This is a genomic window from Desulfohalovibrio reitneri, assembly GCF_000711295.1.
Lineage (GTDB): Bacteria > Desulfobacterota > Desulfovibrionia > Desulfovibrionales > Desulfovibrionaceae > Desulfohalovibrio > Desulfohalovibrio reitneri.
Genome location: NZ_JOMJ01000003.1, coordinates 119394 through 144079, shown reverse-complemented (window position 1 = coordinate 144079; position 24686 = coordinate 119394). Strand labels below are relative to the sequence as shown.

General features: G+C 69.1%; 27 protein-coding genes. 8 read left to right on the top strand and 19 right to left on the bottom strand.

Annotation, left to right across the window (positions count from 1 at the left end; all coding sequences use genetic code 11):
* Positions 1-3: 3 nt before the first annotated feature.
* From N911_RS0100965 to N911_RS18390, 4 genes are all read left to right on the top strand, one after another.
* Positions 4-1077 carry a glycosyltransferase family 4 protein gene (locus tag N911_RS0100965; RefSeq protein WP_029893497.1) on the top strand — a complete coding sequence of 358 codons (1074 nt, stop codon included), beginning with the start codon at positions 4-6 and terminating at the stop codon, positions 1075-1077.
* Positions 1078-1156: 79 nt separating this feature from the next.
* Positions 1157-2509, top strand: coding sequence for a protoporphyrinogen/coproporphyrinogen oxidase (locus N911_RS0100960; RefSeq protein ID WP_029893495.1), 1353 nt, complete (start codon positions 1157-1159; stop codon positions 2507-2509).
* Positions 2496-3569 (top strand): M24 family metallopeptidase, encoded by a 1074-nt coding sequence (locus N911_RS0100955; RefSeq protein WP_029893493.1) that lies wholly within the window; start codon positions 2496-2498, stop codon positions 3567-3569. Before N911_RS0100960 ends, N911_RS0100955 begins: the two co-directional genes overlap by 14 nt.
* Positions 3566-3823, top strand: coding sequence for a DUF4911 domain-containing protein (locus N911_RS18390; RefSeq protein WP_035104184.1), 258 nt, complete (start codon positions 3566-3568; stop codon positions 3821-3823). Before N911_RS0100955 ends, N911_RS18390 begins: the two co-directional genes overlap by 4 nt.
* On the opposite strand, the gene N911_RS0100945 is transcribed toward N911_RS18390, so the two are convergent.
* Both N911_RS0100945 and N911_RS0100940 read right to left on the bottom strand, forming a co-directional pair.
* Entirely contained in the window at positions 3820-4647 is an 828-nt protein-coding gene (locus tag N911_RS0100945; RefSeq protein WP_029893489.1) for a TatD family hydrolase, read from the bottom strand. The two genes, N911_RS18390 and N911_RS0100945, sit on opposite strands and share 4 nt — an antisense overlap.
* On the bottom strand, positions 4647-5639 hold the full coding sequence (locus N911_RS0100940; protein WP_035104830.1) for a glycosyltransferase family protein: 993 nt from the start codon (positions 5637-5639) through the stop codon (positions 4647-4649). Before N911_RS0100940 ends, N911_RS0100945 begins: the two co-directional genes overlap by 1 nt.
* Before the next feature lie 113 nt (positions 5640-5752).
* On the opposite strand from N911_RS0100940, the gene N911_RS0100935 reads away from it, so the two are divergent.
* Both N911_RS0100935 and N911_RS0100930 read left to right on the top strand, forming a co-directional pair.
* Complete coding sequence (locus N911_RS0100935) at positions 5753-6514, top strand: glycosyltransferase family protein (RefSeq protein ID WP_051693787.1); 762 nt, start codon at positions 5753-5755, stop codon at positions 6512-6514.
* 364 nt (positions 6515-6878) lie between these two features.
* The gene (locus N911_RS0100930; protein WP_051693785.1) at positions 6879-8078 is read left to right on the top strand and encodes a glycosyltransferase family 2 protein; all 1200 of its coding nucleotides are present in this window, start codon (positions 6879-6881) and stop codon (positions 8076-8078) included.
* 63 nt (positions 8079-8141) lie between these two features.
* On the opposite strand, the gene N911_RS0100925 is transcribed toward N911_RS0100930, so the two are convergent.
* From N911_RS0100925 to N911_RS0100915, 3 genes are all read right to left on the bottom strand, one after another.
* Complete coding sequence (locus N911_RS0100925) at positions 8142-8495, bottom strand: Hsp20/alpha crystallin family protein (RefSeq protein WP_029893483.1); 354 nt, start codon at positions 8493-8495, stop codon at positions 8142-8144.
* 11 nt (positions 8496-8506) lie between these two features.
* The gene (locus tag N911_RS0100920) at positions 8507-8920 is read right to left on the bottom strand and encodes an Hsp20/alpha crystallin family protein (protein WP_029893481.1); all 414 of its coding nucleotides are present in this window, start codon (positions 8918-8920) and stop codon (positions 8507-8509) included.
* 93 nt (positions 8921-9013) lie between these two features.
* On the bottom strand, positions 9014-9217 hold the full coding sequence (locus N911_RS0100915; RefSeq protein WP_029893479.1) for a Trm112 family protein: 204 nt from the start codon (positions 9215-9217) through the stop codon (positions 9014-9016).
* Positions 9218-9284: 67 nt separating this feature from the next.
* Here N911_RS0100915 and N911_RS0100910 point away from each other — a divergent pair, with 67 nt between their 5' ends.
* Positions 9285-10154, top strand: coding sequence for a PHP domain-containing protein (locus N911_RS0100910; RefSeq protein WP_029893477.1), 870 nt, complete (start codon positions 9285-9287; stop codon positions 10152-10154).
* Here the strand turns inward: N911_RS0100910 and larC are convergent.
* Entirely contained in the window at positions 10106-10885 is a 780-nt protein-coding gene (larC, locus tag N911_RS0100905) for a nickel pincer cofactor biosynthesis protein LarC (protein WP_051693783.1), read from the bottom strand. The two genes, N911_RS0100910 and larC, sit on opposite strands and share 49 nt — an antisense overlap.
* A gap of 56 nt (positions 10886-10941) precedes the next feature.
* On the opposite strand from larC, the gene N911_RS0100900 reads away from it, so the two are divergent.
* Positions 10942-11616 carry a CBS and ACT domain-containing protein gene (locus N911_RS0100900; protein ID WP_029893474.1) on the top strand — a complete coding sequence of 225 codons (675 nt, stop codon included), beginning with the start codon at positions 10942-10944 and terminating at the stop codon, positions 11614-11616.
* On the opposite strand, the gene N911_RS16425 is transcribed toward N911_RS0100900, so the two are convergent.
* The 13 genes from N911_RS16425 to N911_RS0100840 all read right to left on the bottom strand — a co-directional run bounded on the left by N911_RS16425 (position 11613) and on the right by N911_RS0100840 (position 24534).
* Positions 11613-12236, bottom strand: coding sequence for a DEAD/DEAH box helicase family protein (locus tag N911_RS16425; protein ID WP_341860285.1), 624 nt, complete (start codon positions 12234-12236; stop codon positions 11613-11615). The genes N911_RS0100900 and N911_RS16425 overlap by 4 nt on opposite strands.
* Positions 12237-12307: 71 nt before the next feature.
* Complete coding sequence (locus N911_RS0100890; RefSeq protein ID WP_051693781.1) at positions 12308-13228, bottom strand: CPBP family intramembrane glutamic endopeptidase; 921 nt, start codon at positions 13226-13228, stop codon at positions 12308-12310.
* On the bottom strand, positions 13225-13569 hold the full coding sequence (locus N911_RS0100885) for a hypothetical protein (protein ID WP_035104183.1): 345 nt from the start codon (positions 13567-13569) through the stop codon (positions 13225-13227). Before N911_RS0100885 ends, N911_RS0100890 begins: the two co-directional genes overlap by 4 nt.
* On the bottom strand, positions 13562-14527 hold the full coding sequence (locus tag N911_RS0100880) for a metallophosphoesterase (protein WP_029893469.1): 966 nt from the start codon (positions 14525-14527) through the stop codon (positions 13562-13564). Before N911_RS0100880 ends, N911_RS0100885 begins: the two co-directional genes overlap by 8 nt.
* Positions 14524-15876 carry an AAA family ATPase gene (locus N911_RS0100875; protein ID WP_029893468.1) on the bottom strand — a complete coding sequence of 451 codons (1353 nt, stop codon included), beginning with the start codon at positions 15874-15876 and terminating at the stop codon, positions 14524-14526. The genes N911_RS0100880 and N911_RS0100875 overlap by 4 nt, the downstream gene beginning before the upstream one ends.
* Positions 15870-17492 (bottom strand): glycosyltransferase family 2 protein, encoded by a 1623-nt coding sequence (locus tag N911_RS0100870; protein WP_035104173.1) that lies wholly within the window; start codon positions 17490-17492, stop codon positions 15870-15872. Before N911_RS0100870 ends, N911_RS0100875 begins: the two co-directional genes overlap by 7 nt.
* 57 nt (positions 17493-17549) lie before the next feature.
* Positions 17550-18296: a tRNA1(Val) (adenine(37)-N6)-methyltransferase gene (locus N911_RS0100865; protein WP_029893465.1), complete on the bottom strand. Its 747-nt coding sequence runs from the start codon at positions 18294-18296 to the stop codon at positions 17550-17552.
* Complete coding sequence (murJ, locus tag N911_RS0100860) at positions 18283-19794, bottom strand: murein biosynthesis integral membrane protein MurJ (protein WP_237559858.1); 1512 nt, start codon at positions 19792-19794, stop codon at positions 18283-18285. The genes N911_RS0100865 and murJ overlap by 14 nt, the downstream gene beginning before the upstream one ends.
* A 152-nt stretch (positions 19795-19946) precedes the next feature.
* Entirely contained in the window at positions 19947-20342 is a 396-nt protein-coding gene (locus N911_RS0100855; protein WP_051693779.1) for a DUF4168 domain-containing protein, read from the bottom strand.
* A 261-nt stretch (positions 20343-20603) separates the two neighbouring features.
* Positions 20604-21263, bottom strand: a complete 660-nt coding sequence (locus N911_RS18185) for a hypothetical protein (RefSeq protein WP_138774302.1) — start codon at positions 21261-21263, stop codon at positions 20604-20606.
* A gap of 21 nt (positions 21264-21284) precedes the next feature.
* Entirely contained in the window at positions 21285-22100 is an 816-nt protein-coding gene (gene mutM, locus N911_RS0100850; protein WP_029893459.1) for a bifunctional DNA-formamidopyrimidine glycosylase/DNA-(apurinic or apyrimidinic site) lyase, read from the bottom strand.
* A complete protein-coding gene (locus tag N911_RS0100845; protein ID WP_051693777.1) occupies positions 22100-23278 on the bottom strand; it encodes a ChaN family lipoprotein in 1179 nt (392 codons plus the stop codon). The genes mutM and N911_RS0100845 overlap by 1 nt, the downstream gene beginning before the upstream one ends.
* On the bottom strand, positions 23269-24534 hold the full coding sequence (locus N911_RS0100840; protein WP_029893455.1) for a phenylacetate--CoA ligase family protein: 1266 nt from the start codon (positions 24532-24534) through the stop codon (positions 23269-23271). Before N911_RS0100840 ends, N911_RS0100845 begins: the two co-directional genes overlap by 10 nt.
* Between the last annotated feature and the right edge of the window lie 152 nt (positions 24535-24686).

Below are 24686 nucleotides of genomic sequence, written 5' to 3'. Positions count from 1 at the left end.
GCCGTGCGCATCGTCCTGCTCACTTCCTCCTCCACCCGCAGCGGCGGATCGCTGCAGGCCTATTATCTAGCCCGGGAATTGACCGACCGGGGCCACGAGGTGCGCTTCGCCGTGCCCCGCGACTCCTCCCTGCCGGAGATCGACCCCGGCCTGCACTGGCTGCTGCTGCCCAGGGAGCGCAAGCACTGGCGGGCGGAGATCGAGAAGATCATGGCCCCGCCCACGGTGCTGCACGCCTTCCACAACAAGGCCTGCAAGCTGGCCGCCTGGTGGGGGCTGCGCCTGCGGCGCAAGGGCAACGTGGTGCTGCTCAACCGAGGGGTCTGCTACCGCCCCGGCAACCCCCTGCCCTACTGGTCGCCGGGGGTGGACGCCTACACGGTCAATTCCCAGGCCTGCGGCCGGGTGCTGCGCCGCCTGGGCACCCCGCGCTCCAAGCTGCACGTGGTGCGCAGCGGCGTGCCCGCCTCGCGCGCGGAGCCGCACCGCTCCCCCGCCGACGTGCGGGCCGAGCTGGGCCTTGAGCCCGGCCAGACCGTGGTGGGCAGCGTGGCCGGGGACAAGCCGGTCAAGGGCGTGGACGTGCTGGTCCGGGCCGTGGCCTCCCTGGAAGACTTTTCCGGCCGCTGCCTGATCATCGGGGCCAACCCGGACAAGTGGCGGCCTCTGGCCGAGGAACTGGGACGGCCGGAGCGGTTCGTCTTTGTGTCGCGCACCCCGCAGGTGGCCGACTACCTCCAGGTCATGCACCTCTTCGTGCTGCCGTCGCGCTCGGAGTCCATGCCCAACACCCTGGTGGAGGCGGTCATGGCCGGTCTGCCCGTGGTGGCCACCCGGGTGGGCGGCGTGCCGGAACTGGTGGACGGCAACGGATTGCTGGTGCCCCCCGACGACCCCGCGGCCATGTCCCGGGCCATTGGCGAGAGCCTGGCCAACGAGGTGGGCCGCCGCGCCTGGGCCAAGCGCAGCCTGGAGCTGGCGGAAAACTACACCCTGGCGGCCAAGGCGGACCGGGTGGAGCGGCTCTACGGCTCGCTGCTGCTCAAGCGCGGGCTGGCCTACCAAAGCACGCTCTAGCCCCGCGCGGCCCTGGCCCGGCTGGCAAGCATCTTGCTTCCCTCGCGGCGCGAGAACCTTTTGCCGCCAAGGAGGGCGCGTGCACGTCGACTACCTCATCCTGGGCGCTGGCCCCACCGGCCTGGGCGCGGCCAACCGGCTGCGGGAACTGGGCTGCGAATCCTTCCTTATCCTTGAGCGCGAGGACCACGTGGGCGGACTGTCCGCCAGCTTCACCGACGCCCGGGGTTTCACCTGGGACATCGGCGGCCACGTGGCCTTTTCCCACTACGAGTACTTCGACCGGCTGCTGGACGGCCTGCTGGGGGACGACCGCCTGGAGCACCAGCGCATCTCCCGGGTGCGCTGCGCCGGGACGTGGGTGCCCTACCCCTTCCAGAACAACGTCCGCCACCTGCCGCCCAAGGAACGCTGGGAGTGCCTGCGGGGCCTGCTGCCCGGCCGCCGCCCCGAGGGCCAGCCAACCAATTTCAAGGAGTGGTTCCGCCACGTCTTCGGCGACGGCATCGCCCGGCTGTTCATGGAGCCGTACAACTTCAAGGTGTGGGCCACCCCGGCGGAGCTGATGGGCTTCGGCTGGATCGGCGAGCGGGTCAGCCTGGTGGACCTGGAGCGCGTGGCGCGCAACCTGGCCCTGGATGAGGACGACGTGGCCTGGGGGCCGAACAACACATTCCGCTTTCCCCTGCACGGCGGCACGGGCGAGATATTCCGCCGCCTGGCCGCGCGGGTGGAGGATCGCATCATCCTGAACAGCCCGGCGGCCGAGGTGGATGTGGAGGGCAAAACCGTGCGCACCCCTGACGGCCGCGAGTTCGGTTACACCCACCTGCTCTCCACCATCCCCCTGGACCTGCTGGCCGGGGAGATGATTCCCCAGTCCCCGGAGGCCGTGCGACGGGCTGCCGGAAACCTGGCCCACAACAGCGTGCATGTGGTGGGCGCGGGCGTAGAAGGTCCGGGCACGGACGACACCTGCTGGATGTACTTCCCGGAATCGGACTGCCCCTTCTACCGGGTGACCAACTTCCACAACTACTCGCCAAACAACGTGGCCCGCCCCGGCGAGCAGCGGGCGCTGATGACCGAGACGTCCTCATCGGAGCACAAGCCGGTGGACAAGGCGGGGCTGGCCGGGCTAACGGTGGACGGCTTGCGCAACGCCACCCTGCTGGCGGGGTCCGAGGAGCCGTGCTCCGTGTGGGAACACGACGTGGAATACGGCTACCCGGTGCCCACCCTCGAACGCGACGCCGCCCTGTCCGTCATCCAGCCCTGGCTGGAGGCCCGGGGGGTGTTTTCCCGGGGCCGCTTCGGCGGCTGGAAGTACGAGGTGGGCAACATGGACCACTCGGTCATGCAGGGCGTGGAGTGGGCGCAGCGAATGCTCAACCGCGACCCGGAGACGACCTACGTTCATGACGCCGAATGATCCCTATCTGGCCCGCCGCGAGCGGGTGCGCGAAAAAATGGCCGGCCTGGGGCTGGACGCCCTGCTGGTGGCACACGCCGCCAACCGCTACTACCTTTCCGGTTTCGAATTGCACGACCCGCAGTGCAACGAGTCCGCGGGCATGCTGCTGGTGCGCTCCGACGGCCGCGACGTGCTGCTCACGGACAGCCGCTACCGCGACGCCGCCCTGCGGCTGTGGCCCGAGGAATACCTGCACATCTACCAGGCCCCCAAGCTCAAGGACATCGGCTCCTTCCTGGCCTCGCAGAACCTGGGCACCCTGGGCTTCGAGTCCGAGGCCTTGAGCCACGCCACGGCCACCGCTCTGGAGGAGCACCTGCCCATGAAGGGCGTGGCCGGCATCGTGGAGGAGCTGCGCCAGATCAAGGACGAGACCGAGATCGAGGCCCTGCGCGCCTCGGCCCGGCTCAACCACGATCTGATGAACGACCTGCCGAAGCTGCTCAAGCCCGGCATGACCGAGGCGGACGCCGCCTGGGAGATCGAGAAGTACTTCCGCGAGCGCGGGGCCACGGGCATGGCCTTCGAGGCCATTGTGGGCGTGGGCCCCAACGCCGCCCTGCCCCACGCCATCCCCGGCGCGGAGAAGCTGCCCGAGGAAGGGCTGGTGCTGGTGGACACCGGCGCGCGCTACCAGGGCTACAACTCCGACCAGACCCGCACCCTGTGGCTGGGCGACACCCCCTCCGAGCGGTTCCGCCACGTGCGCGACCTGGTGCGCCGCGCCCAGCGCGCGGCCATGGAGGCGGTGAAGCCCGGCGTGGAAGTGCGCGAGCTGTACCTGGCCGCCCGCAAGGTCTTCGAGGAGGCCGGGGAGGCGGAGCACTTCACCCACGCCCTGGGCCACGGCATCGGCCTGGAGACGCACGAACCGCCCTCCCTGGGCCCCACCTCGCAGGCCATCCTCAAGCCGGGCATGGTCTTCACCATCGAGCCGGGCCTGTACTACGGCGACTGGGGCGGGGTGCGCTGGGAGCACATGATCCTGGTCACCGAAGACGGCTTCGAGGTGCTGTGAGCGATACCCGGCAAAGCGGCCCGCGCTCCGTGGGCCGCTACCTGGAGCTTGCCCCCTCCTCCATCGCCCTGTTCCGCTTCCTGCTGGAGCCGTGGGGCCACCTTGCCCAGTTCACCGTGCTGGACTCCCGCCGGGCGGTCATCAAGGTGCTCTGCGCGCCGGGCCAGGAAAAGCGGCTGGACCGCGCCCTGGCCTGCGTGGCCGAGGAAGTGGACTTCCGGGAGATACCCGCGCCGAAGAGGGCGGCGGACTAGTCCAGGCCGAAGAAGGCCTTGGCGTTCTCCCCGGTGCGCCGCCAGGCCTCTTCCGGGGTCACGCCCACCACCCCGGCCAGTTTGGCGCAGGTGAAGGCCGCCAGGGCGGGCTCGTTGGGCTTGCCCCGCCAGGGCTCGGGCGAGAGGTAGGGGCAGTCCGTCTCCACCAATGTGCGCTCCAGCCCCATGAAGGCGGCGGCCCGGCGCAGCTCGTGGTTGGCCTTGTAGGTCAGCGGGCCGGGCAGGGAGACGTGGCAGCCCAGGTCCAGCACGGCCCGCGCCAGCTCCGTATCCCCGCCGAAGCAGTGCCAGAGCACGGGATAGCCCTGGAATCCCTCGGCCCGCAACACGTCCAGGGCGTCCAGGTCCGAGGCGCGGGAGTGGATGACCACGGGCTTGTCCAGTTCCCGGGCCATGTGCAGCTGGGCCGCGAAGGCCTCCTTCTGCACGCCGTGCTCCACCCGCTCCCAGTAGTAGTCCAGGCCGATCTCGCCCACCGCCCGCAACCGGGGGTCGTCGGCGAAGGCGCGGGCCATGGCCCCGGTGTCCTTGGCGGAAAAAGTGTCGGCGTCGTTGGGGTGGACGCCCAGGAGGAAGAAGACCTCCGGGTGGCCGGCGAAGAGTTCGCGCCCGGCCAGGTAGGCCTCGTGCCCCAGAAAGACCTGCCCCACGCGGGACACCCCGGCCTCGGCGGCGCGGGCCAGCACGCCCGGCACGTCGTCACGCAGCCGCTCGATGTCCAGGTGGGCGTGGGAATCCACCCCCACGCGGGGCAGCTCCAGGGTGGCCGGAGAGGGGCGCGGAGTCTTTCTCTTCTTGCCCATCAGTCCGCTCCCTTCAGCTTGTGCCACAAGGCTTCTGCCGCTTGGGCCTGCTGTTCGATACCGTAGGCCCGGGCGGTGGCGCGGGCCTGTTCAAGCGTCGTTTCCAGGCGCGGGTCGCCCTCGCGCCACCAAGCCTGGGCCTGCTCCAGCGCCTCCACGGCGGCGGGGACGTCGGCGTCGGCGCACCACAGCCCGTTACCGCCCCAGGGGGTCTCGCGCACGGGCCACCAGGGCTCGAACGCGCCGGGAAAATCGCCCGCCTGGCGCATGTAGTCCGTGCCCCCGAAACCGGTGAAACCGGCGCACAGGCAGCCGGAGGCCATGGCCTCCAGCGGCGGCAGGGGGCAGCCCTCGGGGAAGCCGGTGGCCAGAAATACGTGGGCCGCGGCCAGGGCGGAGGCCACCCCTTCGGGCGGCAGGCCGTCCACGGGCAGCCACTCCACCTCGCCGCCGCCGTGGTTGCGGGCGGCGAGGGCCTCGCGGATGCGCTCCGCCTGGGCCTTGTTCTTGCGCGGCATGAAGGCGATGCGCAGCGGGCCGTCCGGCTTTGCCCCGGACTGGCCGAAAAGATCCAGGTCGATGGAGGGGCGCAGCACCTCCGCGCCCCGGCCGAGCATGCGCTCCACGTACCAGCCCACGGGCTGGGACACGGCCAGGAACGAGACGTCAAGCTGCCGCCAGTCCACCCCGTGCGGCAGGCCGGAGAAGAGGTAGGCCCAGTTCTGCACGTAGACCAGGCAGCGGGCGCGGGCGTTCAGCCCCGGAGCCAGGGCGTTGACCCAGCCCTCGGGCACCAGCCACAGATCGCCCGGCTCCAGCCGCAGGTCGTCCCAGGCCGTGCACGGCAGGTCGTCCGGCAGCTCGGTGGCGTCCTCGCGGGGCACCAGCACGGTCTCGTGCCCGGCCCGGTTCAGGCAGCGGGCCAGGCGCAGCAGCACGAAAACCCCTCCGGCGGCCCGCCGCACCGGGGGGATGAAGACGTATGTTCGCATGGCGGGCATTCTGCCCCATCGTCGGGGCAAGTCAACCGCGCCCGGAGGCGCTCGCAGGGGTTCTTCTCCGGGAAAATCAGTGCTAGAGGGGAGTTGCCTCGCGGAGCCAGACCATGCAGCCATCCCTCGCCGTCGTCATCCTCCACTACGGTGACCCAGCCGTCACCTCCGCCCTGCACCGGCAGTTGCTGGACACCGACCCGGCCTGGGCGGACCGGATACACGTGCTGGACAACGCCGCGCCCCAGCCCTACCCGGACGCCTGGAAACGGCTGCCGGAAAACATCTACTGGAAGGGCGGGCTGGAGTTCTGCCTGGATCACTTCCGCAAGGCGGGATGCAGCCACCTGTGGTTTTTGAACAACGACCTGACCTTCCGCTGCCCGCCGCCGGTCATCGAGCGGGCTTGGCAGCGGCTGCGGGTTCTGGACCGGGCCCTGGGCGAGGTGGGGGCGTATCATCCGGCCCTGACCCACAACGTCTACCACCCGCAGATGGCGCAGGACGGCCGCTTGCAGGTCAGCCGGGTGCGGCTTTTGGACGGCGTGGCCCCTCTCCTGAACCTGGCCGCCGTGGAGCGGGCCGGGGGGCTGGACGCGCCTGACAACCCCGTGGGCTACGGGGTGGAGCTGTGGCTCTCCCACCGACTGGACATGCTGGGCTACCCGCTGGTGGTGGACCATCAAGTCTGGGCCCGCCACGCCTACCACAAAGCCGCCGGTAATGACGAACGGTTCTGGAAGCTGGCCCACGCCTGCCAGGACGTCTTTTTGAAGCGAACCTTCGGCGAGGACGCCAGGGAACGCATCAAGGCGCTGCAGGAACAACGTGAGGATTTCGCCGCCATGCCCAAGCCCCGAAGGGGCGGCGCGTGATCCGCGACCACCTCGCCTCCCTGCCCGCCGACCTGCTGGACCCGCTGCTGACAGGCTCCACCGGCGGGCTGCACCTGCTGCGGCTGGCCAGGGCCGCCCTGGACGCCGGGCTCACCGAGACCGCCGGGGGGATGCTGCTGGCCGCCTGGGAGCACGACCCGCTGAACGGACAGGCCGCCTCCCACGCCCTGGCCGTGTCCGGGCAGGCGGCGCATCCGGATGTCTCCGCCCTCTGGCGGACGCTGGACAAGGCCGCACCGGCCTCGCGCCGCCCCCGGCCGATCCCGCCCGCCGCCTGGAGCAGCTCGCCCGGAGCATCCCCAAGCGGCCCGGCGACCTGTCCGCCTGGCGGGAGTTCATCGACTTGGCCCCATACAGCGGCACATCGTCCCTCTGCCTGGACCTGCTGCGCGCCCACTGGCCGGAGGACCTGGCCGCGCTGGCCGCCCCCCTGGCCCTGCGGCTGCACCTCGTGCGCGGGGACGCGGACGGCGCGGCGGAAACCGCCCGCCAGCCGGGTCCGTGGAGGGGCTTTCCCCTGTTCGAGCAGGCCGCCGCCCACGCCCTGCTGCTGACCGGACGCCGCGACGAGGTCCTTTCCCGCCTGGCCGGGCTGGTCCGCGCCCATCCCTGGAACACCCAGGCCGTGCTCAAGCTGCACGACCTGCTGGGCCAGGAGGACCGGCAGCGCGCCCCCCTGGACGGAACCTGCGGCGTACTCCTCTTCTCCTGCAACAAGGCGGACGACCTGCGAGCCACCCTGGGCAGCCTGGCCGAATCCGAAGCCGCCAGCCTGCCAGTGCGCGTGCTGGACAACGGCTCCACCGACGGGACGCGGGACATGCTGGATGGCTTCGCCGCCTCCGGGCGGCTGCCCGGCCTCTCTCCCCTGCACCTGCCGGTGAACATCGGCGCGCCCGCGGCCCGCGACTGGCTTCTCTCCCTGCCGGAAGTGCGCGACCTGGACTACGTTGCCTTTCTGGACGACGACGTGGACTTGCCGCCGGACTGGCTCTCCCGGCTGGGCGCGGCCGTGGCCGCCTACCCCGGGGCCTCGGTCTGGGGCTGCAAGGTGGCCGAGTTCGACCGCCCCGGCCTGGCCCAGGCGGCCGACTTAACCCTGCTGCCCGGCGAAGGGGAGGCCCCCTTCGCCGTCAGCGACCTGCACCTGCAGGGGCCGGACCTGGGGCGGTTCCAGTACCTGCGGCCCTGCATCTCGGTCATGGGCTGCTGCCACCTCTTCCGCACGGCCGATCTCATCGCCTCGGGCGGTTTCGACATCCGCTTCTCCCCCACCCAGTTCGACGACCTGGACCGCGACCTGAGCGCCGCCCTGGCGGGCAAGCCAGCCGTGTACCAGGGCTTTCTGCCCGTGGCCCACCGCAAGCGCAGCGGCGGCCAAGTGCGCGACGAGGCCGCCGGAGGCAACGCCAGGGGCAACCAGACCAAGCTCTTCGCCAAGCACGGTCCGCGCGCCGGGGAGTTGTTCCACTCCCAGCGCCGCTGGCTGGCGGACGACCTGCTGGGCAAGGCCGCCCGGCTGGACGAGGATTTTCCCGGGTGATGCAAAAACGGCGCGGCCCCTGAAGGAGCCGCGCCGCGTGCGTGGATAATGGTGATGCCGGGCCTATCCGGCCTGAATTTCGATGCGCTTGGGCTTTTCTTCCTCGCGGCGGGGCAAAAAGAGTTCCAGCACGCCGTTCTTCAGCGTGGCCTGGATGTTCTGCCTGTCCACCACCTCGGACAGGGTGAAGCTGCGGCGGTACTCGCCGGAGCCGAACTCAACAGCAATGAGGCTGGCCCCTTCCTTCTCGTACTCGTACTCCGCCGGAGCGGAGACCACCACCTCGTTCTCGCGCAGGTCGATGGCCAAGTCCTCGCGCTTGACGCCGGGCATGTCGAGGAAGATGTGGAAGCCGTCCTCCCGCTCCAGGATGTCGGTGGCGGGACGGGCCACGGGAAGCTTGCGTTCCTGGTTCATGGCAACCTCCTCTACGCGCCTTCGATGGAGATTTTTCGGGGCTTGACCGACTCCGACTTGGGCAGGACGACGGTCAGGACGCCGTTGGCCATGGTGGCCTGAATCTTGTCCCGGTCCACCGGCACGCCCAGGGTGACGATACGTTGGAAGGCCCCGGTGGGCCGCTCCTGGCGGAAGTACTTACCCTGCTCCACCTTGCGCTCGCCCTTGATGACCAGCGACTTGTCCGTCAGCGTCAAATCCAGGTCCTCCATGGCCACGCCCGGAATCTCGGCGCGAATGGTGATGGTCTCCTGGTCCTCGCTGATGTTCAGGGGGGGATAGGCGACGCCTTTCTGGCTGAGGTTGAAGGGCCGGTAGAACTCCTCGAAGAGCCGGTCGAACTGCCGGGGCATGTTGTAGAACGAGCTGAAATCAATGACCATGATTCCCACCTCCTCTAGGGTGACGCTCCTTTGGGGTCAAAGCGTAGAATAGACCGGTGGAGCGGTTTGTCAATAGAGGGGCGGGCGTCCTGGTCAGCTCTTTTTTGAGGGGCGCTTGCGCTGCCACTGATCCATGGGAATGGCCTCGTCCACCAGCATAATGGGGATGCCGTCCTTGACCGGATAGGCAACATTGCAGGCGGCGCAGAGCAGGCCGTCCTCCTCGGGGGTGAGTTCCAGCCCGCCCTTGCACTTGGGGCAGGCGAGTATGTCCAGCAATTCCTTGTTCAGGGCCATGGTAGTCTTCTCCTTGCGCTTGGGCTGGCGAAGGCGCACCATAGCCCCAAGCAAAGCGGAGAACAAGGTGATCGATCTGCATACCCATTCCACAGCCTCGGACGGCACCGTGCCGCCCGGGGAATTGGCGGTCATGGCCCGGGAGGCGGGACTTTCCGCCTGGGCCCTGACCGACCACGACACCACGGCAGGCCTGTCCAAAGCCCTGGACGCCTCGCTTCGGGAAGGCGTGGACTTCGTGCCCGGCGTGGAGCTTTCCGTGCGTGACGAGTCCGGGGCCTATGACCTGCTGGGGCTGTGGGTGCCCACCCGCGCCCCGGCCCTGGAGCGCGCGCTGGAGGAGTTGAACCTGGCCCGCGCGGAACGCAACACGGCCATCGTGGACAAATTGGCCGGGCTGGGGCTGGATGTCTCCCTACGGGAGGTGGTGGACTTGGCCGAAGGCACCGTGGGCAGGCCGCACATGGCCCGGCTGCTGGTGGACAAGGGCTACGCCCGCTCCATCCCCGAGGCCTTCGACCTCTACCTGGGCACCCGGGGCAAGGCCTACGTGCCCAAGGCCGTGCTCACCCCGGCCGAGGCCATCGGCCTGCTCAAGGACGAGGGAGCCACGGTTCTGCTGGCCCATCCGGCCATCTACGACCTGCACGTGCGCGACATCGAGGCGCTGTGTGCCCGACTCAAGGAGTACGGCCTGGACGGGCTGGAGGCGTACTACTCCGAGCACACCCGCAACAAGACCTACGAGTACCTTTGCCTGGCCAAGCGTCTGGACATGGTGGTGGGCGGCGGCTCGGACTACCACGGCTCGGTGAAGCCCAACCTGCGCCTTGGGCGCGGCAAGGGATTCCTGGAAGTCCCCGACAGCGTGCTGGACAACCTCAAGGCCTACCGGGCCGCGCGGGGTCTGCCCTCTCGGGTGCCAGCGGAATCGTAGAGAAAGGCCCGCAGCCCGGCTTCAGCGCCCGGAATCTCGCGGGTGCCGAAGGCGGTGGCCGTGGCGCGCAGCACCCCGTCCGGCCCATGGCCGAAGCGGTCCACGGCCTGGTCGATGAGCAGCGCGCCTGTGGGGGTGATGATCTCGCCCACAACCTCCGTGGAACGCACCGGCTTGCCTTCCAAGAGCGCGGCCGTGGCGGGCGCGGGCAGGGGCAGGCGGCCGTGGGCGCAATCCACCTCGCCCCGGAACCAGGGCAGGGCCGCGCAGACGACTTCCTCCACGCCGAGCCGTTCCAGCGCCCAGAAGGCCCCGGCCACGTCCACCACGGTGTCCACCGCGCCCACCTCGTGAAAATGCACCGACTCGATTCCCGTGCCGTGCACCCGCGCCTCGGCCTCGGCCAGCCGGGTCAGGGCGCGGGCTGTCCGCTCGCGGGCGCGGGGCGGCAGGCCCATGGCCTCCACCACGGCCAGCAGGTCGGGCAGGTGGCGCAGGGGCTGGGCCCCGGGGGCGTCGATGGCCAGGCCCCATCCGGCCAGCCCTTGGCGCTGGCGGGGTTCGAGGGCCAGGGAAACGTCCAGGCCGCCCGCGCGCAGCATGCCCGCCAGTTCGTCCAGGTCGGTGCCCAGCGCGGCCAGTGAGGCCAGCAGCATGTCCCCGGCCATTCCGCCCGACGGGTCGAGAAACAGGCCCAACGGGCCGCCTTTGTCTTGAAAATCGCTCGTCATCGTGCCATATCCCGCCATATCGACCGCTTGAACCAAAGCCAAGGAGCCCGCTCACGATGCTGGTCAAGAACTGGATGACCAAAGAGGTCGTCACCGTGCGCCCCGAGGAAACCATGATGAAGGCGTCCAAGCTCATGAAGGACCACGACATCCGCCGCCTGCCGGTGGTGGATGACAAGGGCCGCCTCACGGGTATCGTCTCGGACCACGACGTCAAGGAGGCCTCCCCCTCCAAGGCCACCACCCTGGACGTGCACGAGCTGTACTACCTGCTCTCGGAGATCAAGGTCAAAGACATCATGACCCAGAATCCGCTTGCCCTGCACCTGGAGGACACCGTGGAGAAGGCCGCGGTGGTCATGACCGACCGCCACGTGGGCGGGCTGCCAGTGGTGGACGACGACAACGTGGTCCGGGGCATCATCACCGAGACCGACGTTTTCCGCGTGCTCATCGACATCACCCGCGTGCGCGACGGCGGGCTGCAGATGGCCTTCACCCTCTCCCGCGAGCCGGGCGCGCTGAAGCCCGTGCTGCAGGACATCGCCCAGCACGGCGCGCGCATCCTGTCCATCATGACGGTCTACCCCCCGGGCGACCCCAACCGCCGTGCCTACATCCGCATCGCGGAGATGGACCGCTCCCAGACCAACGCCCTGCGCGAGGAGCTGGAAAAGAAATACAACCTGCACTACTGGCTGCGCGACAACCTCGACGCCATCACCCGCTAGTCCACGCCGCGGTCCGCCGCGAACTCCCCGTCCGTTCCGCCCTGGGCGGACGGGGATTCCTCCCCCTCTCCCTGCAGAATCCGCAGCCTGGCCCCGTCGCGGCCGGGCTCCAGCCCGTATATCCGGTCCACCTTGAAGGAAAAGCGGTCCAGGTGGTGGTGGCTGATGAGCAGCACCTGCACCCCCAGCTTGTGGGCCACCGCCTTGACCACTCCGGTCAGGCGGGGCACCAGGTCCGGCTTGAGCCAGCAATCCTGCTCGTCCAGCACCAGAAAAGGTCGGTGCCGGGCGGGGTCCAATTGCGACAGGGCCACCAGCCGCAGCCCCACCGAGAGGATGTTGCACACCGAGCCGCCCTGCCCGGTGAGAATGTCCTCCTCCTGGCCGTCCTGCTCGATGGTGAAGGTGATGTGCAGCTTGCCCCGCTGCACGTCGCGGACGGCCCTCACGGTGCGGTCCTGGCCCAGGATGTCGCGCACGGCCAGGGTGAGGTTGGAGGTGATTTCCTCCAGCACCCTGCCGAACAACTCGGAGGACAGCTCGTCCAGCCGTTCCGAGGCGCGGGGGCGAGCTCCAGGAACTCCCGCGCCGAGGTCAGCTCCGCCCTGGCGCGCAGCCACTCGCCGTGGCGCTCCTCGGCTCGGGCCTGCAGTCGTTCCAGGCGGGAGGACAATTCGCGCAGTCCGCTCACCTAGGCCTCCGGCTCCACCGGCGCGGTCCGGTTGTCCGGTTCCGGGGTGGCGGGCGGTTCGTCCCCGTCCGCACCACCGAGGCGGCCGGTGGAGGCCACCCAGGCGGCCAGCCCGCCCAGCGGCAGCCAACCCAGCATGCCCAGGAAGGCGGCCGCCGGGGTGAAGCCCTGGATGACGCCCAGGGAGACCAGGGAGCCGCCCACCGCGTTGCAGGAGGCATGGGCCAGGCAGACCGGCCAGATGGACCCGGAGGACCGCCGCAGCCAGCCGAAGATGATGGACAGGAAGATGAGCGACACCGTGAACACGGCCATGCCCAGCACCGGATACTCCGGGAAGTTGTAGCCGCGCAGGTTGAGCGGCAGGTGCCAGGCCGACCAGACGACACCCGTGACCACGGCCGCGGCCAGGGGGCTGCCCGGGAAGATGCGTCGCTGCAGATACCCCCGCCAGCCGAACTCCTCGCCAAAGAGGATGAACACCGCGGGCAGGGCGGCGGTGAGGCAGCTGCCGATGACAGGGAAAAAGCCGGATTCGCCCAGCGCGGAGGCGGAGCGGCCACTCGCCTCGGCCAGCCTGGCCAGACCGGCCTCGAAGGTCAGGTCCACCTCGGCCGCGCCCAGGTACTTGGCCAACACCAGCACCAGCAGAGCGGCCGGCAGGGGGAAGAGCCAGGCGAAGAGGTAGTGCTTCCACCCCTGGCGGATGCGCGGGGCCAGCCCGGCGTCGCCGAAGTATTCTTTGGTGACAAGGATGCGCACGGCCAGGGCGGCCACGGCCGGGGCGAAGGCCCCGTACAGCACCTGGGTGATGAACTGGCTCTCGCCCGGACTCCAGCCCTGCCCGGCCAGGGCCTCCCACACACCCCAGGCGATGCCGAAGGTCAGCAGCAGGTAGACACCGACGCCGGTCCGCCTCACGCGTCCTCCCCGTTGCCGGAAGTGTCTTCCGCGCCGCCTCCGGCGGCTTCCTCGGCCTGGCGCAGCCCCTGGTCGATGGCCTCCAGGTGCTCTCGGTACTCGGCCACCAGCCGGGCGTTCTCGGCCCGTTTTTCCTCCAGCAGACGGGCCAGTTCCCCGGGATCGTCGGAGCCGTACTCCTCCCGCGCCCTGGCCTTCACCTCGTCCAGCCGCTTTTCCAGGCCGTCCAGCTGCTCCTCGGTGCGGACCTTCTCCTCGCGCAGCTTTTCATACCGCTCTTTCAGTCCGCCAAGCTCCCGTTCCAGCTCCTGGTCGGACTTGGGTTCGCCACCGTTAGTCATGGCGTGTCACCTCCGTGTAGAGTTCCCAGATGAGGCCGGTTTCCGGCTCCTCCGGGTCGAGATAGTCGGTCAGGAAATCGCGCAGCCCCGCGCCCTCGGCCGTTCGCCGCCAGGCAAGCCGCTCCAGCCCGTCCAGAAAATCGGCCCGGGTGCGGCCGCTCTCCTCTTCGGTCTCGGGCGGCAGTTCTTGGTCGGGAAACACGTCCTCGAAGGGCAGATGGGGCAGCTCCACCCGCTGAATGTCCTCCGCCCCGGGACGCCAGACCGCCCCGGCCGGGACGCGCTCGCGGGTGCGGCGGGTGAAGGTCAGCCGGGTGATGTTGCCGGGGTTGGCGTAGCGGGTGGCCCCGGCGGCCAACGTGGGCTGGGGGCGGTGGATGTGGCCGTTTATCACCCAGTCCACCCCCGGAATCTCCCGCAGCTTGACCTGCTTCTCGGGAAACTCGGGGAAACTCAGGTTGTGGTGGGCCAGCCAGATGACCTCGTCGTCGTCCGGGCCGCGCTCCACCGCGCGCGGCAGGGGAAAGCCGTCCGGCGAGGCCCCCACCAGCACCCGCTTGCCGCCCGCCAGCAAGCGGAACCACGGCCCTTCGGCGTCCATGAGCCGCACAGCCCCGGCCTGCCGCAGCACGGCGATGGAGCAGTCCTCGGTGAGGCGGGCCTGGTACTTGTCGTGGTTGCCCACCAGCACCCATGGCCTGCGCGGGCCGAACAGACGCATGAGCTCCACCAGAATCTGGTTGGGGTTCTCGCGCGGCCAGTGGAAGAGGTCGCCCAGGATGACCGGCTCCAGGTTGTGCTCGAGCGCGTAATCCAGCCCCGCGCGGAGCTTGTCCAGCACCTGCTCGGCGTAGCCCTCCAGCCGCTGTCCGGGCGGAGTTCCGGCCACGTGCGGGTCGGCCAGGAAAAAGAGGCCGTCGGCCCTTCTTTCGGGGAGGGTTTCGGGAAAATCGCTCACGCGCGTTCCTCCTGGGCGGCCAGTTCGCCCAGCACGTGGGCCGCGTCCGCCTCCTGGCCGCACAGGGGACAGGCCCCGGTGGCGGCCAGCAGTTCCTCCACCTCGCCGCGCACCCGGCGCAGCTCAGCCTCGCGCTTGTCGCGGTCGGCGGCCAGCTTCTTCCGCTCCGCCTCCAGGTCGGCCACCTGCCGCAGCAGCCGCTCCAGGGGCGCTGGGTCCTCGGGGCGCGGCGGCGGGGGCGGCTCGCCCAGGGCCCCGGCCCGGGAGGCCAGGCGACGGCGCTGGGCGTTCAGGCGCGTGATCTCCGCCCGGGCGGCCTCCATTTCAGTCACGGGATGCGGCGCGGGCGGCGGAGCGGGCTCGGCCAGGATGTCCGCGCGGGCGCGGGCGTCCGCCCGCTGGGTGCGCAACCTGTGCAGCTCCGCCATGGCCCGACGCAGGGCGCGGGTATCGAACAATTCCGGCGGACTGGAAAGCGGGGACAGCGCATCGGCGCGGACTCGCGCCCGGCGCTTGGCCTCGGCCAGCCGCTCCCGCTCCGCCATGGCCTCGGCCAGTTGGCGGGCGAGAAAAAGCTCGGGCGCGCGGCGCAGGGGGCGCAGGGCTTCGGCGCGTTGGCACAGGGCGGCCCGCCTGTCGCGCAGCCGGGCTATATCTTCCCCTACCCGCTCCATTTCCGGTATGAGCCGCTCAAACCGCTGGCTGGCCGCCTCCACCGCTTCGGCCCGCTCGGTAAGCAGCCGCAGTCTCGGCAGATCAGCCAGGGCGTCCAGCTCTCCGGCAAGTTCGGCCATGCGCCCGGTCAGCCGCCGTTCCTCGCGCTTGGCCTCCTTCACCCGCCGGTCCAGGGCCTTCTGCATCTCGATGAGGTGGGCGGTCTCCGTGGATGCGGCGAAGAAGGAGGCCACGACCCCGCCGTGGCGGTTGAGAAGAAAAATGGGCTCGCGCTGGTTGCCGATGTGCACGTCGATGGAGTCGCCCGTCTCCAGGCTGACCGGGTCCAGCCGCAGAAGGTCGCGCACCTCTTGGGGCACCTCGCCCTTCTTCAGCTTGTGGTATTCCTCCGCCTCCTCCGCGCCGGGGCGGTAAACGCGGTAGTGGGCGTTTTTCGGCTTGCGCACCCACTCCACCCAGGTGCCGTCCTCAAGCTCGGCCGCCACCCGCGCCTCCTTGGCCCCGTGGCGGATGAAGTACTTGGGCGTGGGATTCATGGCCAGGCAGCGCAGGGCCTCCACCACGGCGGACTTGCCCACGTTGTTGGGGCCGGTGAGCACGGTGACGCCGGAGGCCAGCTCGATCTCGGTGCTCTCGTGGGCCAGGAAATCGGTCAGCAGCAGCCGCTTCAGCACGTTACCTCCCGCAGCTTGGCGGCCAGGTCGGCGGCCAGCCGGTCGGCGTCCTCGACCATCAGCTGGCGGGCCTCCTCCAGGGGATGCATGGCCTTGAGCTTGACCGCGTTGCCGCGCGCCCCGGCGTCCTCGCTGGCGGAACTGAGCGAGGCCTTGCCGCTGCCCTTCTTGTGGCGCACGGACAAAAAGCCCTGGTAGGCGGCGTAGCGGCCCCGGGCGGCCAGCCGCAGGTCGCGCTCCAGGTCGTCGTACTGCGAGGGGGAGAGGTGGATGGAGAAGGGGCCGCCTTCCAGCAGCTCCGCCGTGCGGAAGAGGTGGCAGCAGCCCGTCACCGAGAGGCAGGGGCGAATGTAGCCGAACTGGCCCAGGTCAGGAGCCTCGGTGTGGGTTCCGGCCACGCGGAAGTCCTCGCTCTCCGGCTGGGCCGGGTCGCCCTCGGGCATGAGGTGGAGGTCGGCGTGCTGCACCACGTGGGGCGAGCCGTGCTCCACCACCTTGCAGCCCCAGACGTAGGCCTCGGGATGCGCCCGCACGGCCGCGCCCAGCCGGGCCAGCCAGTCGGGCGGCAGGTCCACGTCGTCGTCCAGGTAGCAGCAGTAGGCGGCGGCTTGCACGCTTGGCAGGCTGGACAGCCAGTTGCGGGCCGCGGCCGCGCCCACGTTCACCGGCAGCTCCACGGTCTCAATGCGGCCGCAGGCGCACTGCCGCCAAGAGTCCAGCACCTCCGGCGTGCGGCCTCCGGAGCCGTTGTCCAGTACAACCACCCGCGCGCCGTCCGGCAGGTCGGAGGCGAACAGGCTGGACAGGGTGGCGTCCAGCAGGTCCGGCTTGCCGTAGGAATAGAGCAGCACGGCCACGTCCCCGTCCAGGGGCGCGGTTTCCCGGTCGCGTCCGGTGGCCAGATCGTACAGGCGCAGAGGCAGGTGGACCTGCCAGGGGCGGAAGCGCACGGCCTGGCGCAGCAGGTCGGCCGCCTCGTCGCGGCCGCCCAGGCGGCGACGGGCCTCGGCCCGGGCGGAGAGCACCCAGACACTCTCCCCGGCTCCGGCGTAGGCGGCTTCCGCCTCCTCCAGCCGGTCGCGGGACAGCAGGCTGTCGCCGCGCACCCGCGCGGCCAGGGAGGCCATGGAGTCCGGCAGGCGGGGGTAAAAATGGTCCTCGAACCATTCCGGCTCGGCCGCGAACAGCCCGAAGGAATAGGCCTGGTCCCACCAGAAGCTGTTCTCCGGCTCCTCCGCCAGCCGCCCGGCCAGGAAACCCAGCACCTTCCCGCCGTCGCGCCGGGCCATGAGGCGCTGGTAGTAGGCCAAGCTTTGCGGGGGCTTGCGGCGGGCGGCCATCTCCGCCAGCACGGCGTCGCGGGCTGGGTCCGGGGTCTCGGCCATGTCCCGTGCGTGCTGGGCCAGCTCGCCGTTGAAGGGCGCGGCCTCCCAGGCGGCCAGCAGGGCGTGGCGGGAAACGCGCGAGGTGGCCGCTCGTTGGTCCGGGTCGGTCAGCCGCTCCAGGGCGGCGTTGCCGGTGCGCACAGCGGCCAGCAGGGAGTCGCGGCCCAGGCCGCCGCGCAGCAGGACCGCGCGCAGATCGGAAGGAAGTCCATGCAGGGGATCGGGGGTCATGTATCGCTCCGGGGCCGGGGCGGCCCCCAGGGAATTTCCATCATCGGGCCGGTAAAATCAACCGTTCCCGGCGCGTCGCGGATTGGCCGCCAGCCAGGGGCAGAAATCCAGGGCCTCTGCCGTGACCGCGCCCGCCGCATCGTACAGGGTCAGTTGCGGGGCCAGCTCCAGGCCGGGGCGGCCGTTTTTCAGCGCCCGCACCAGCACCAGCCGCACCGGCCCGCCCCTCCTACCTTGCACAGGCCTGACCAGCTTGGGTTCCAGCCTGGCCGCCCGCAGGGCGGCAAACAGGTCGACCAGCCGCTCCGCCAGGAATACCGCGCACAGCGGGGCGCGGTTGGCCAGCAGGTAGGCCGCCGCGCGGCAGAAATCGTCCAGGCTCCCCTCTTCCGCGAAACGCGCCCCCTGGCGTGCGGGCGCGGCTTCCCGCCCGCTGCCGGGCCGCCGGTACGGGGGGTTGCAGATGGCCTGGGACCAGGACTCCGGAGCCAGGTCAGGGTGGCCGCGCACCTCGCGCACGTCAGACTCATATACGCTGGTGCGCCCGGCCAGCCCCAGCAGGTCGGCGTTGCGGCGGGCGCAGGCGGCCATGTCCGGGTCGCGGTCAAGGAGTCCTACGCGGGGCGCGCCCCGCAGGGCCAGCCCCAGACCGGCAGCGCCGCAGCCCGCGCCCAGATCGATGGTGGCCAGGCAAGGGTCGGCCAGGCTGGCCAGCAGCAGGGCGTCCGCACCGAAGCGGAATCCCCCCTCGGGCTGGTTCAGGCCGCGCGGAAAGGCCGCCCGCGCTTCCTCAGGCCCGGCCACGCCGCCTCCGCAGGGCGTCGAAGAGCAGTTTGGCCTCGGGGAGCCCGGCCAACCGCACCGCTCCCAGGTAGGCCGCGGCCCAGGCGGGGATGAGCATCAGGGCGACCAATCCGCCCAGCTCGCGGCTCCACCAGGCCCCCAGGCCCACGCCCAGGGAGAGCAGGCCGCAGATAAGCGCCGAACGCGCCGCCCGGGGCCAGCCGCCAATGCGGACGCGGTAGGCCCAGGCCAGCATTCCGGCGTTGGCCCAGCCCGCGACGGTCACGGCCAGGGCCAGCCCCGTGTGGGCCATGGGCCCCATGAGCAGCCAGCCCAGCCCCACGTTGAGCACCATGCACACGGCCGCCACCAGCACCGGGGTGCGTGTGTCCTCCAGGGCGTAGAAGGCGGAAACCAGCGGCCGCACCAGGGCGATGGCGGGCAGCCCCGCGGAATAGGCGATGAGCGCCGAGGCCGTGGCCTGGGCGTCCGCCGGGGTGAAGGCCCCCCGTCCGAAGAGCAGCGAGACCAGCGGCTCGGCCAGGCCGATGAGCCCGGCGGCCGAGGGCAGGGAGATGAGCAGGATGAGGCGCAGGGCGGTGTCCGTGGTGGAGCCGAACCGCTCCCACTCCGCCCGCGCGGCCAATTGCGACAGCCCCGGCAGGGCGGCCGTGGCGATGGCGATGCCGAAGACGCCCAGGGGGAACTGCACCAGCCTGTCCGCGTAGTAGAGCCAGGAGACCGAGCCTTCCGGCAGGAAGGAGGCCAGCAGGGTGATGAGCAGGATGTTCACCTGATACACGGCCGCGCCAAAGACCGTGGGCCCCATGAGCCGGGCCACCCGTCCTGTGCCCTCGGCGCGCGGGTTCCACTCCCCCCGCCAGGAGAAGCCCCTCGCCGCCAGGGCCCGCTGCTGCATGAGCCACTGCGCCCCCCCGCCCAGCAGCACACCCCAGGCCAGGGCTTGCGGCACGGACAGGCCCAGCGCCCAGGCGGACAGGGCCGAGCCGATGAGGGCCACGTTCAGGGCGCACGGGGCCAGGGCGGGCATGAGGAAGTGGTCCAGGGAGTTGAGCACGCCCATGCACAACCCCACCGCCGAGATGAGGATGATGTAGGGGAAGCAGATGCGGATGAGATCGGCGGTCAGGCCGAAGCGGGCGGGATCGTCCACAAAACCCGGGGCGATGAGGGCGGTGAGGGGTTCGGCCAGCAGCACGGCCGCTATGGTCAGCCCGCCCAGGATGAGCAGCAGCCAAAACTGCACCGACCGCGCCAGGGCGAAGGCCGCCTTGTCCCCGCTCTTCTCCCGCAGCCGGGTGAAGACCGGGATGAAGGCCATGGTCAGCGAGCCTTCGGCGAACAGGCGGCGCAGCAGGTTGGGCAGGCGGAAGGCCACGAAAAAGGCGTCCGCCCCGGCCCCCGCGCCCAAGGCGAAGGCCACCACCACGTCCCGCGCGAACCCCAGAACGCGCGAAGCCAGCGTCGCCCCGCCCACGGTGGCGGCGTTACGGGCCATGGAACGCGACATGGAGGCGGTGTAGCAGGATTCGGGGCGGCTGGCGACAGGGGAGGCGGCGCCCCGTCGCCGTCAAACGCAACAAAAAAAGGCGAGCGGTGGCCGCTCGCCTTGGGGCGCCCAGGGTGCGGGCGCGGTATGTCCGGCGTTCCCTACCGGGTCTTGGACTTGATCATCTGGCCGACCTCGGCGCGGAGTTCCTTGTCGGAGCGCATCTGGCCGGAGATGTTCTTGAAGGTCTCCACGTCGAGGTTCTGCGCCTCCACGGCCCGGACCATCTTCTGGTTCATCTCAGCCTGCATGCGCTGCATCTTCTCGCGGTCCTCCATGCCCTGCATCTTCTGCACGTACTCGTTCTGAATCTCGCCCAGCTTGACGTAGGCGGAGGCGAACTTGTCCAGCGTCTGCTGGCTGTACTCCTTCTGGGGCGCGGCCTGGGTCTGGTCCTGGGACTGGGCCATGGCCGGGACGGCGGCAAAGGCGAGCAGCGCGGCGGCCAGCACGCTGAACAGGGCCGCCCGATTGGTGGAAATAAGCCTGGTGATCATTATGGGGTTCCTTCTTGTCTGTGCTTTTGAACGAACACGCGCCATGCCCTCCGTACAGGCACGGCCCGCGACGTTGCGTTGCCGGGGCATCGCATCGGCGCAAGCGCCGGATGCGGAGCCGAACGCGCACAATACATGTTCACATCACATGGTCAAACGCCGCCCTGTGGCCTAGTTGCGCTTGGGCTCAAGCCACCTTACATCGTGTCAGTCCGCTTCGGGGAGGTGGGGGCAATCTTAGGGTTGGAACTAGATAAGCCATTAGCGATTGCCTACTTCACTCTCGATAATATCTAAGATATCCAATTTGTTGGACACCTTTTCCCCAGTCGACTCAGAAAAGAATCTATACAAATAAGATATTACAACAAATAGCAAGATACCTTGAAGAGATATCAATGCCGCCTGATCACCAACCGGAGTGAGAAGCCTATCAAATATCAAAACTGCCGCACCACTAAGTATACCTGCAAAAAAAGAACAATGAAAAACGAACTTTTTACTGAATTCATCTTTGACACTTGCCCTCTTGTTGAGACGGGTGCGCAAAAAATCAAAATCTATGTCGGCAAATTTCACTCTAAATTTATCAAGCACCTTCTCAGCCACAATCTTAGAGATAAGATAAACAAAAGGAATTTGATTGCGTTTACCCGTAAAAGCTAGCTCTACACCCTCTTTGCAAGTACTTGCAACAGCAGCAAAACCCACTAGAAAAACAACCCCAAGCCAATAAAAACCGTCATAACGCAAGAAGCCCACCAATACAAACATAACTAGAGATAGAGCTGGAAAAATACAGAATAATACTTTCCTCCAAATTTTAGCGTAATTAAGATAAAACAAGTACCGCTTGGCGTATACTTTATCAATTGCAGAGATGGCTTCAAAATCTTGTTGGTGAAATTGATTAGAAGACAAAAATATACTCCTTAAGCATTGCTAGCCCTTCTGGCAGCGGGGGCAGTAGGTGGAGGTGCGGCCGGCCACGGTGGCCGCTTGCAGTTCGGCTTGGCAGCGGGGGCAGGGGTGGCCCTTTTTGCCGTAGACCTGGAAGGAATTCTGGAAGGAGCCCGCGTCGCCCCGGGCGTTGACGTAGTCGCGGAAGCTGGCGCCGTTCTCGGCGATGCCCTGTTCCAGGGCCGCCCGGAGCGCGGCGTACAGACGGTCCAGCCGCTTGGCGGAGAGGCGGTCCGCCTTGGCGTCGGGGCGGATTTTCGCGGTGAACAGGGCCTCGTCCGCGTAGATGTTGCCCACCCCGGCGATGACCTTCTGGTTGAGCAGCAGCGCCTTGACCGCCCCGCGGCGGCCCGCGAACAGCTTCCGGAACCCGGCCGCGTCCAGCTCCAGCGGCTCCGGCCCCATGGTGCGGTAGAGGTCCATGGCGGCCAGTTCGCCGGTGCTGAGGCATCGCAGCCAGCCGAACTTGCGCACGTCGCGGAAATGCAGGGGCACGCCGCCGGAGAGGCGCATCTTGATGTGGGTGTGGTTGTCCGCCTGAAAATCCTCCGGCGGCACCCACAGCCGGCCGGTCATCTTCAGGTGCGCGACCAGCATGCCCCGGTCCAGGTCCACCAGCAGCATCTTGCCGCGCCGCCGGACGCCTTCGATGCGGCGGCCCACCACCCGGCTCGCGAAGGTCTCGGCGCAGCCGCCGCAGGACTTGGCCCAGGTGACCTCGGCCGCCTCGATGGTGCGGCCGACCACCAAGGGGGCCAGCCCCCGGGCGATGGTCTCCACTTCCGGCAGTTCGGGCACTAGCCGTCTCCGGAATCGGCCTCGGGCTCGCCTTCCCCGCCGCCGGGGCCCATCTCGTGCTTGAGGGGGATGGAGATTTCCAGCCGCTCCCCGGCGCGTTCGATGGTCATGCGCAGCGGCTCGCCCGACTGCATGGCCTCGAAGCCCGCCTTGTGCAGGCTGGACAGTCCTTCCACGGGCTCGCCCCCGGCCCGCGCCACGCGGTCGCCGCGCCGCAGCCCGGCCTCCTCGGCGCGGGTGCCCTGGCGGACTTCCTCCACCAGCACCGCGCCGCCCTCTTCCTTGAGGGTCATGCCCAGGGAGGAACGGTGGGAAGCGGGGCAGAATACGTACAGGTCGGCGCCTTCCAGCGGGCCGTCTCCGCGCCAGGGCAGCAGGGAGGCCACCCGGACATCCGGGGCCAGTTCGCCCAGCCGGTGCTCGATGCCCCAGCCGCTCTCCACGTGGCCCGCGCCCACCAGCACCACCACCGGCGGTCCCTGTTCGCGCAGCACGTCCAGGGCGGATGCGGCCATGACCGTGTCCCACAGCGACTGCACGCGGATGAACCGCTGAAAACCCTCCTCGTCGCCCTCCTCCTTGCCGTGCTGGAGGAAGGGCTCGCGCAGGGCCTCGCGCTGCTCCCCGGTGGGCGGGATGATATTTTCCGGCAGCATGGCCCGCTGCTCGTCGGGCAGGTCCGCCTCGGTCCCGTCGCCCACGGCTCCGGCCACCCGGCGGCTGACGTTGAGGGGGTGGACGGTCAGGTCCAGCTCGGCAGCCGATTGAAATACGGGCTCGTACAACTCGAAGTCGTAGCCCCAGGCGTCCTGCCAATCCAGGGCCTCGGGCAGCTCGTCCACGGTCAGTTCGGCCCGGTTGAAACGGGAAAGGGTGTCGGCGCGGTCCAGGGGGACCATCTCCAAGCCGATGGAGGGCTCAAGCCCGGCGCGGGCCATGGCACGGATGACGGCCACCTGGGCGGCGTGGTCGCAGCGGGAGGTGTGCCCCTCGCCCAGCAGGACCACGTCGGCCTCGGCCACGCGGGCGGCCACGTCTTCGGCCGAGAGGGTGTCGCCCGATGCGCCGAGGAAGGTGCCCGGCTCGGGCGTGGGAGGCGGCGGCGCGGGCCTGGGGGCGCACGCGCCCGCCAGGCCCAGCACCGCCAGCGCGGTCAGCAGTCTGGCTATCAGTCCCACTGCCTCTTGTCCTCGATGGGCCGGATCTGCGGCGGCAGGGTGCCCGGGGCCAGGACGTCGAGGGTGGGCCGCAGCTTGATGCGCTCGCGGAAGGTGTGCAGCAGCTCGTCCTCGCGGCGGAAGTTGGTCGCCTCCACGTACAGGGTCATCTCGTCGATGCCCTCGGGGTTAGTGACCTCGATCTGCCAGCGCTTGATTTCCTCGAAGCGGGACATGACCTGCTCCACCTGGTGCGGGTAGACGAACATGCCCATGATGCGGGCGGTGGTGTCCACACGGCCCACGATGTTGCCCAGGCGCGGCGTGGAGCGGCCGCAGGGGCAGGGGGAGTGGTCGATGTAGGACAGGTCGCCGGTGGCCAGGCGGATGAGGGGATAGGTCTTGTTGAAGGCCGTGACCACGATCTCGCCCACCTCGCCGTCCTTGAGCGGGATGCCGGTGTCGGGGTGGCAGATCTCCACGAAGCAGCGGTTGGCGATGTGCAGGCCGGTCTTATGGTAGCACTCGTAGCCGATGCAGCCCACGTCCGCCGTGCCGTAGCCCTGGCGCATGATAAGATCGAACTTCTTCTCGATCTGGTTGCGCATTTTCTCGGAGAACTTCTCGCCGGTGACGAAGGCCACCTCCATGAAGAGGTCCTTGCGCAGGTTCAGCCCCATCTCCTCGGCCTTCTGGGCCAGGTGCATGAGGTAGGAGGGCGAGCCCACGTAGCCTGTCACCCGCAGCTTCTGCATGATGTCCAGCTGGGAGGCGGTGTTACCCGGTCCGGCCGGAATGACGGCGCAGCCCAGGTTTTTCAGCGGCTCCTCGAACATCAGCCCCGCGGGGATGAGGTGGTAGTTGAGGGTGATCTGGGCCACGTCGCCGGTGCGGTAGCCCGCGGCGTAGAAGCCCTCGGTCCAGCCCCAGTAGTCGTCGGAGCGGTCCTCGGGGTCGAAGATGGGGCCGGGCGAGAGGAAGATGCGGCGCAGCTCGCCCAGGTCCTTGGTCAGCAGGCCGCCCAGGCGGGGCCCCATGGACTGCAGGAAGATGAGCTCCTTCTTCTTGAGGATGGGGATGTGCTTGAGGTCGGAGAGGCTCTTGAACTTCTCCGGCTGGAACTGGGCGCGGTCGAAACGCTTCTTGACGTCCTCGGAATAGCGGTAGGCGTAGGTCAGCAAATCCTTGAGCTGGATAAGGTAGTATTGCCTGCGCTCGGATTCGTCGAGAACCTCCTTGCGCGAATAGATGCCTTCGGTGCGGTCCTTGCGGGTCATGAAACAACGTCCTCCTGCAACGATGAAATATATGGGCCGCCGCCCACCCGGGCGGAGGGTGCCATTCTATAAGGAATCGGAAAGAAAAAGGCAAGGGGAAGCCAGGAAAGCACCGAGCGGCGGGGCTTTCCGGGCTTTTAACCGAAGGCGGG

Bases quoted from the DNA above. Each gene is read 5' to 3' on its own strand.
- N911_RS0100955 (WP_029893493.1), top strand. From the start codon at position 2,496: ATGACGCCGAATGATCCCTATCTGGCCCGCCGCGAGCGGGTGCGCGAA.
- N911_RS0100945 (WP_029893489.1), bottom strand. From the start codon at position 4,647: ATGGGCAAGAAGAGAAAGACTCCGCGCCCCTCTCCGGCCACCCTGGAG.
- N911_RS0100940 (WP_035104830.1), bottom strand. From the start codon at position 5,639: ATGCGAACATACGTCTTCATCCCCCCGGTGCGGCGGGCCGCCGGAGGG.
- N911_RS0100935 (WP_051693787.1), top strand. From the start codon at position 5,753: ATGCAGCCATCCCTCGCCGTCGTCATCCTCCACTACGGTGACCCAGCC.
- N911_RS0100925 (WP_029893483.1), bottom strand. From the start codon at position 8,495: ATGAACCAGGAACGCAAGCTTCCCGTGGCCCGTCCCGCCACCGACATC.
- N911_RS0100920 (WP_029893481.1), bottom strand. From the start codon at position 8,920: ATGGTCATTGATTTCAGCTCGTTCTACAACATGCCCCGGCAGTTCGAC.
- N911_RS0100915 (WP_029893479.1), bottom strand. From the start codon at position 9,217: ATGGCCCTGAACAAGGAATTGCTGGACATACTCGCCTGCCCCAAGTGC.
- larC (WP_051693783.1), bottom strand. From the start codon at position 10,885: ATGACGAGCGATTTTCAAGACAAAGGCGGCCCGTTGGGCCTGTTTCTC.
- N911_RS0100900 (WP_029893474.1), top strand. From the start codon at position 10,942: ATGCTGGTCAAGAACTGGATGACCAAAGAGGTCGTCACCGTGCGCCCC.
- N911_RS0100885 (WP_035104183.1), bottom strand. From the start codon at position 13,569: ATGACTAACGGTGGCGAACCCAAGTCCGACCAGGAGCTGGAACGGGAG.
- N911_RS0100870 (WP_035104173.1), bottom strand. From the start codon at position 17,492: ATGACCCCCGATCCCCTGCATGGACTTCCTTCCGATCTGCGCGCGGTC.
- murJ (WP_237559858.1), bottom strand. From the start codon at position 19,794: ATGGCCCGTAACGCCGCCACCGTGGGCGGGGCGACGCTGGCTTCGCGC.
- N911_RS0100855 (WP_051693779.1), bottom strand. From the start codon at position 20,342: ATGATCACCAGGCTTATTTCCACCAATCGGGCGGCCCTGTTCAGCGTG.
- N911_RS0100840 (WP_029893455.1), bottom strand. From the start codon at position 24,534: ATGACCCGCAAGGACCGCACCGAAGGCATCTATTCGCGCAAGGAGGTT.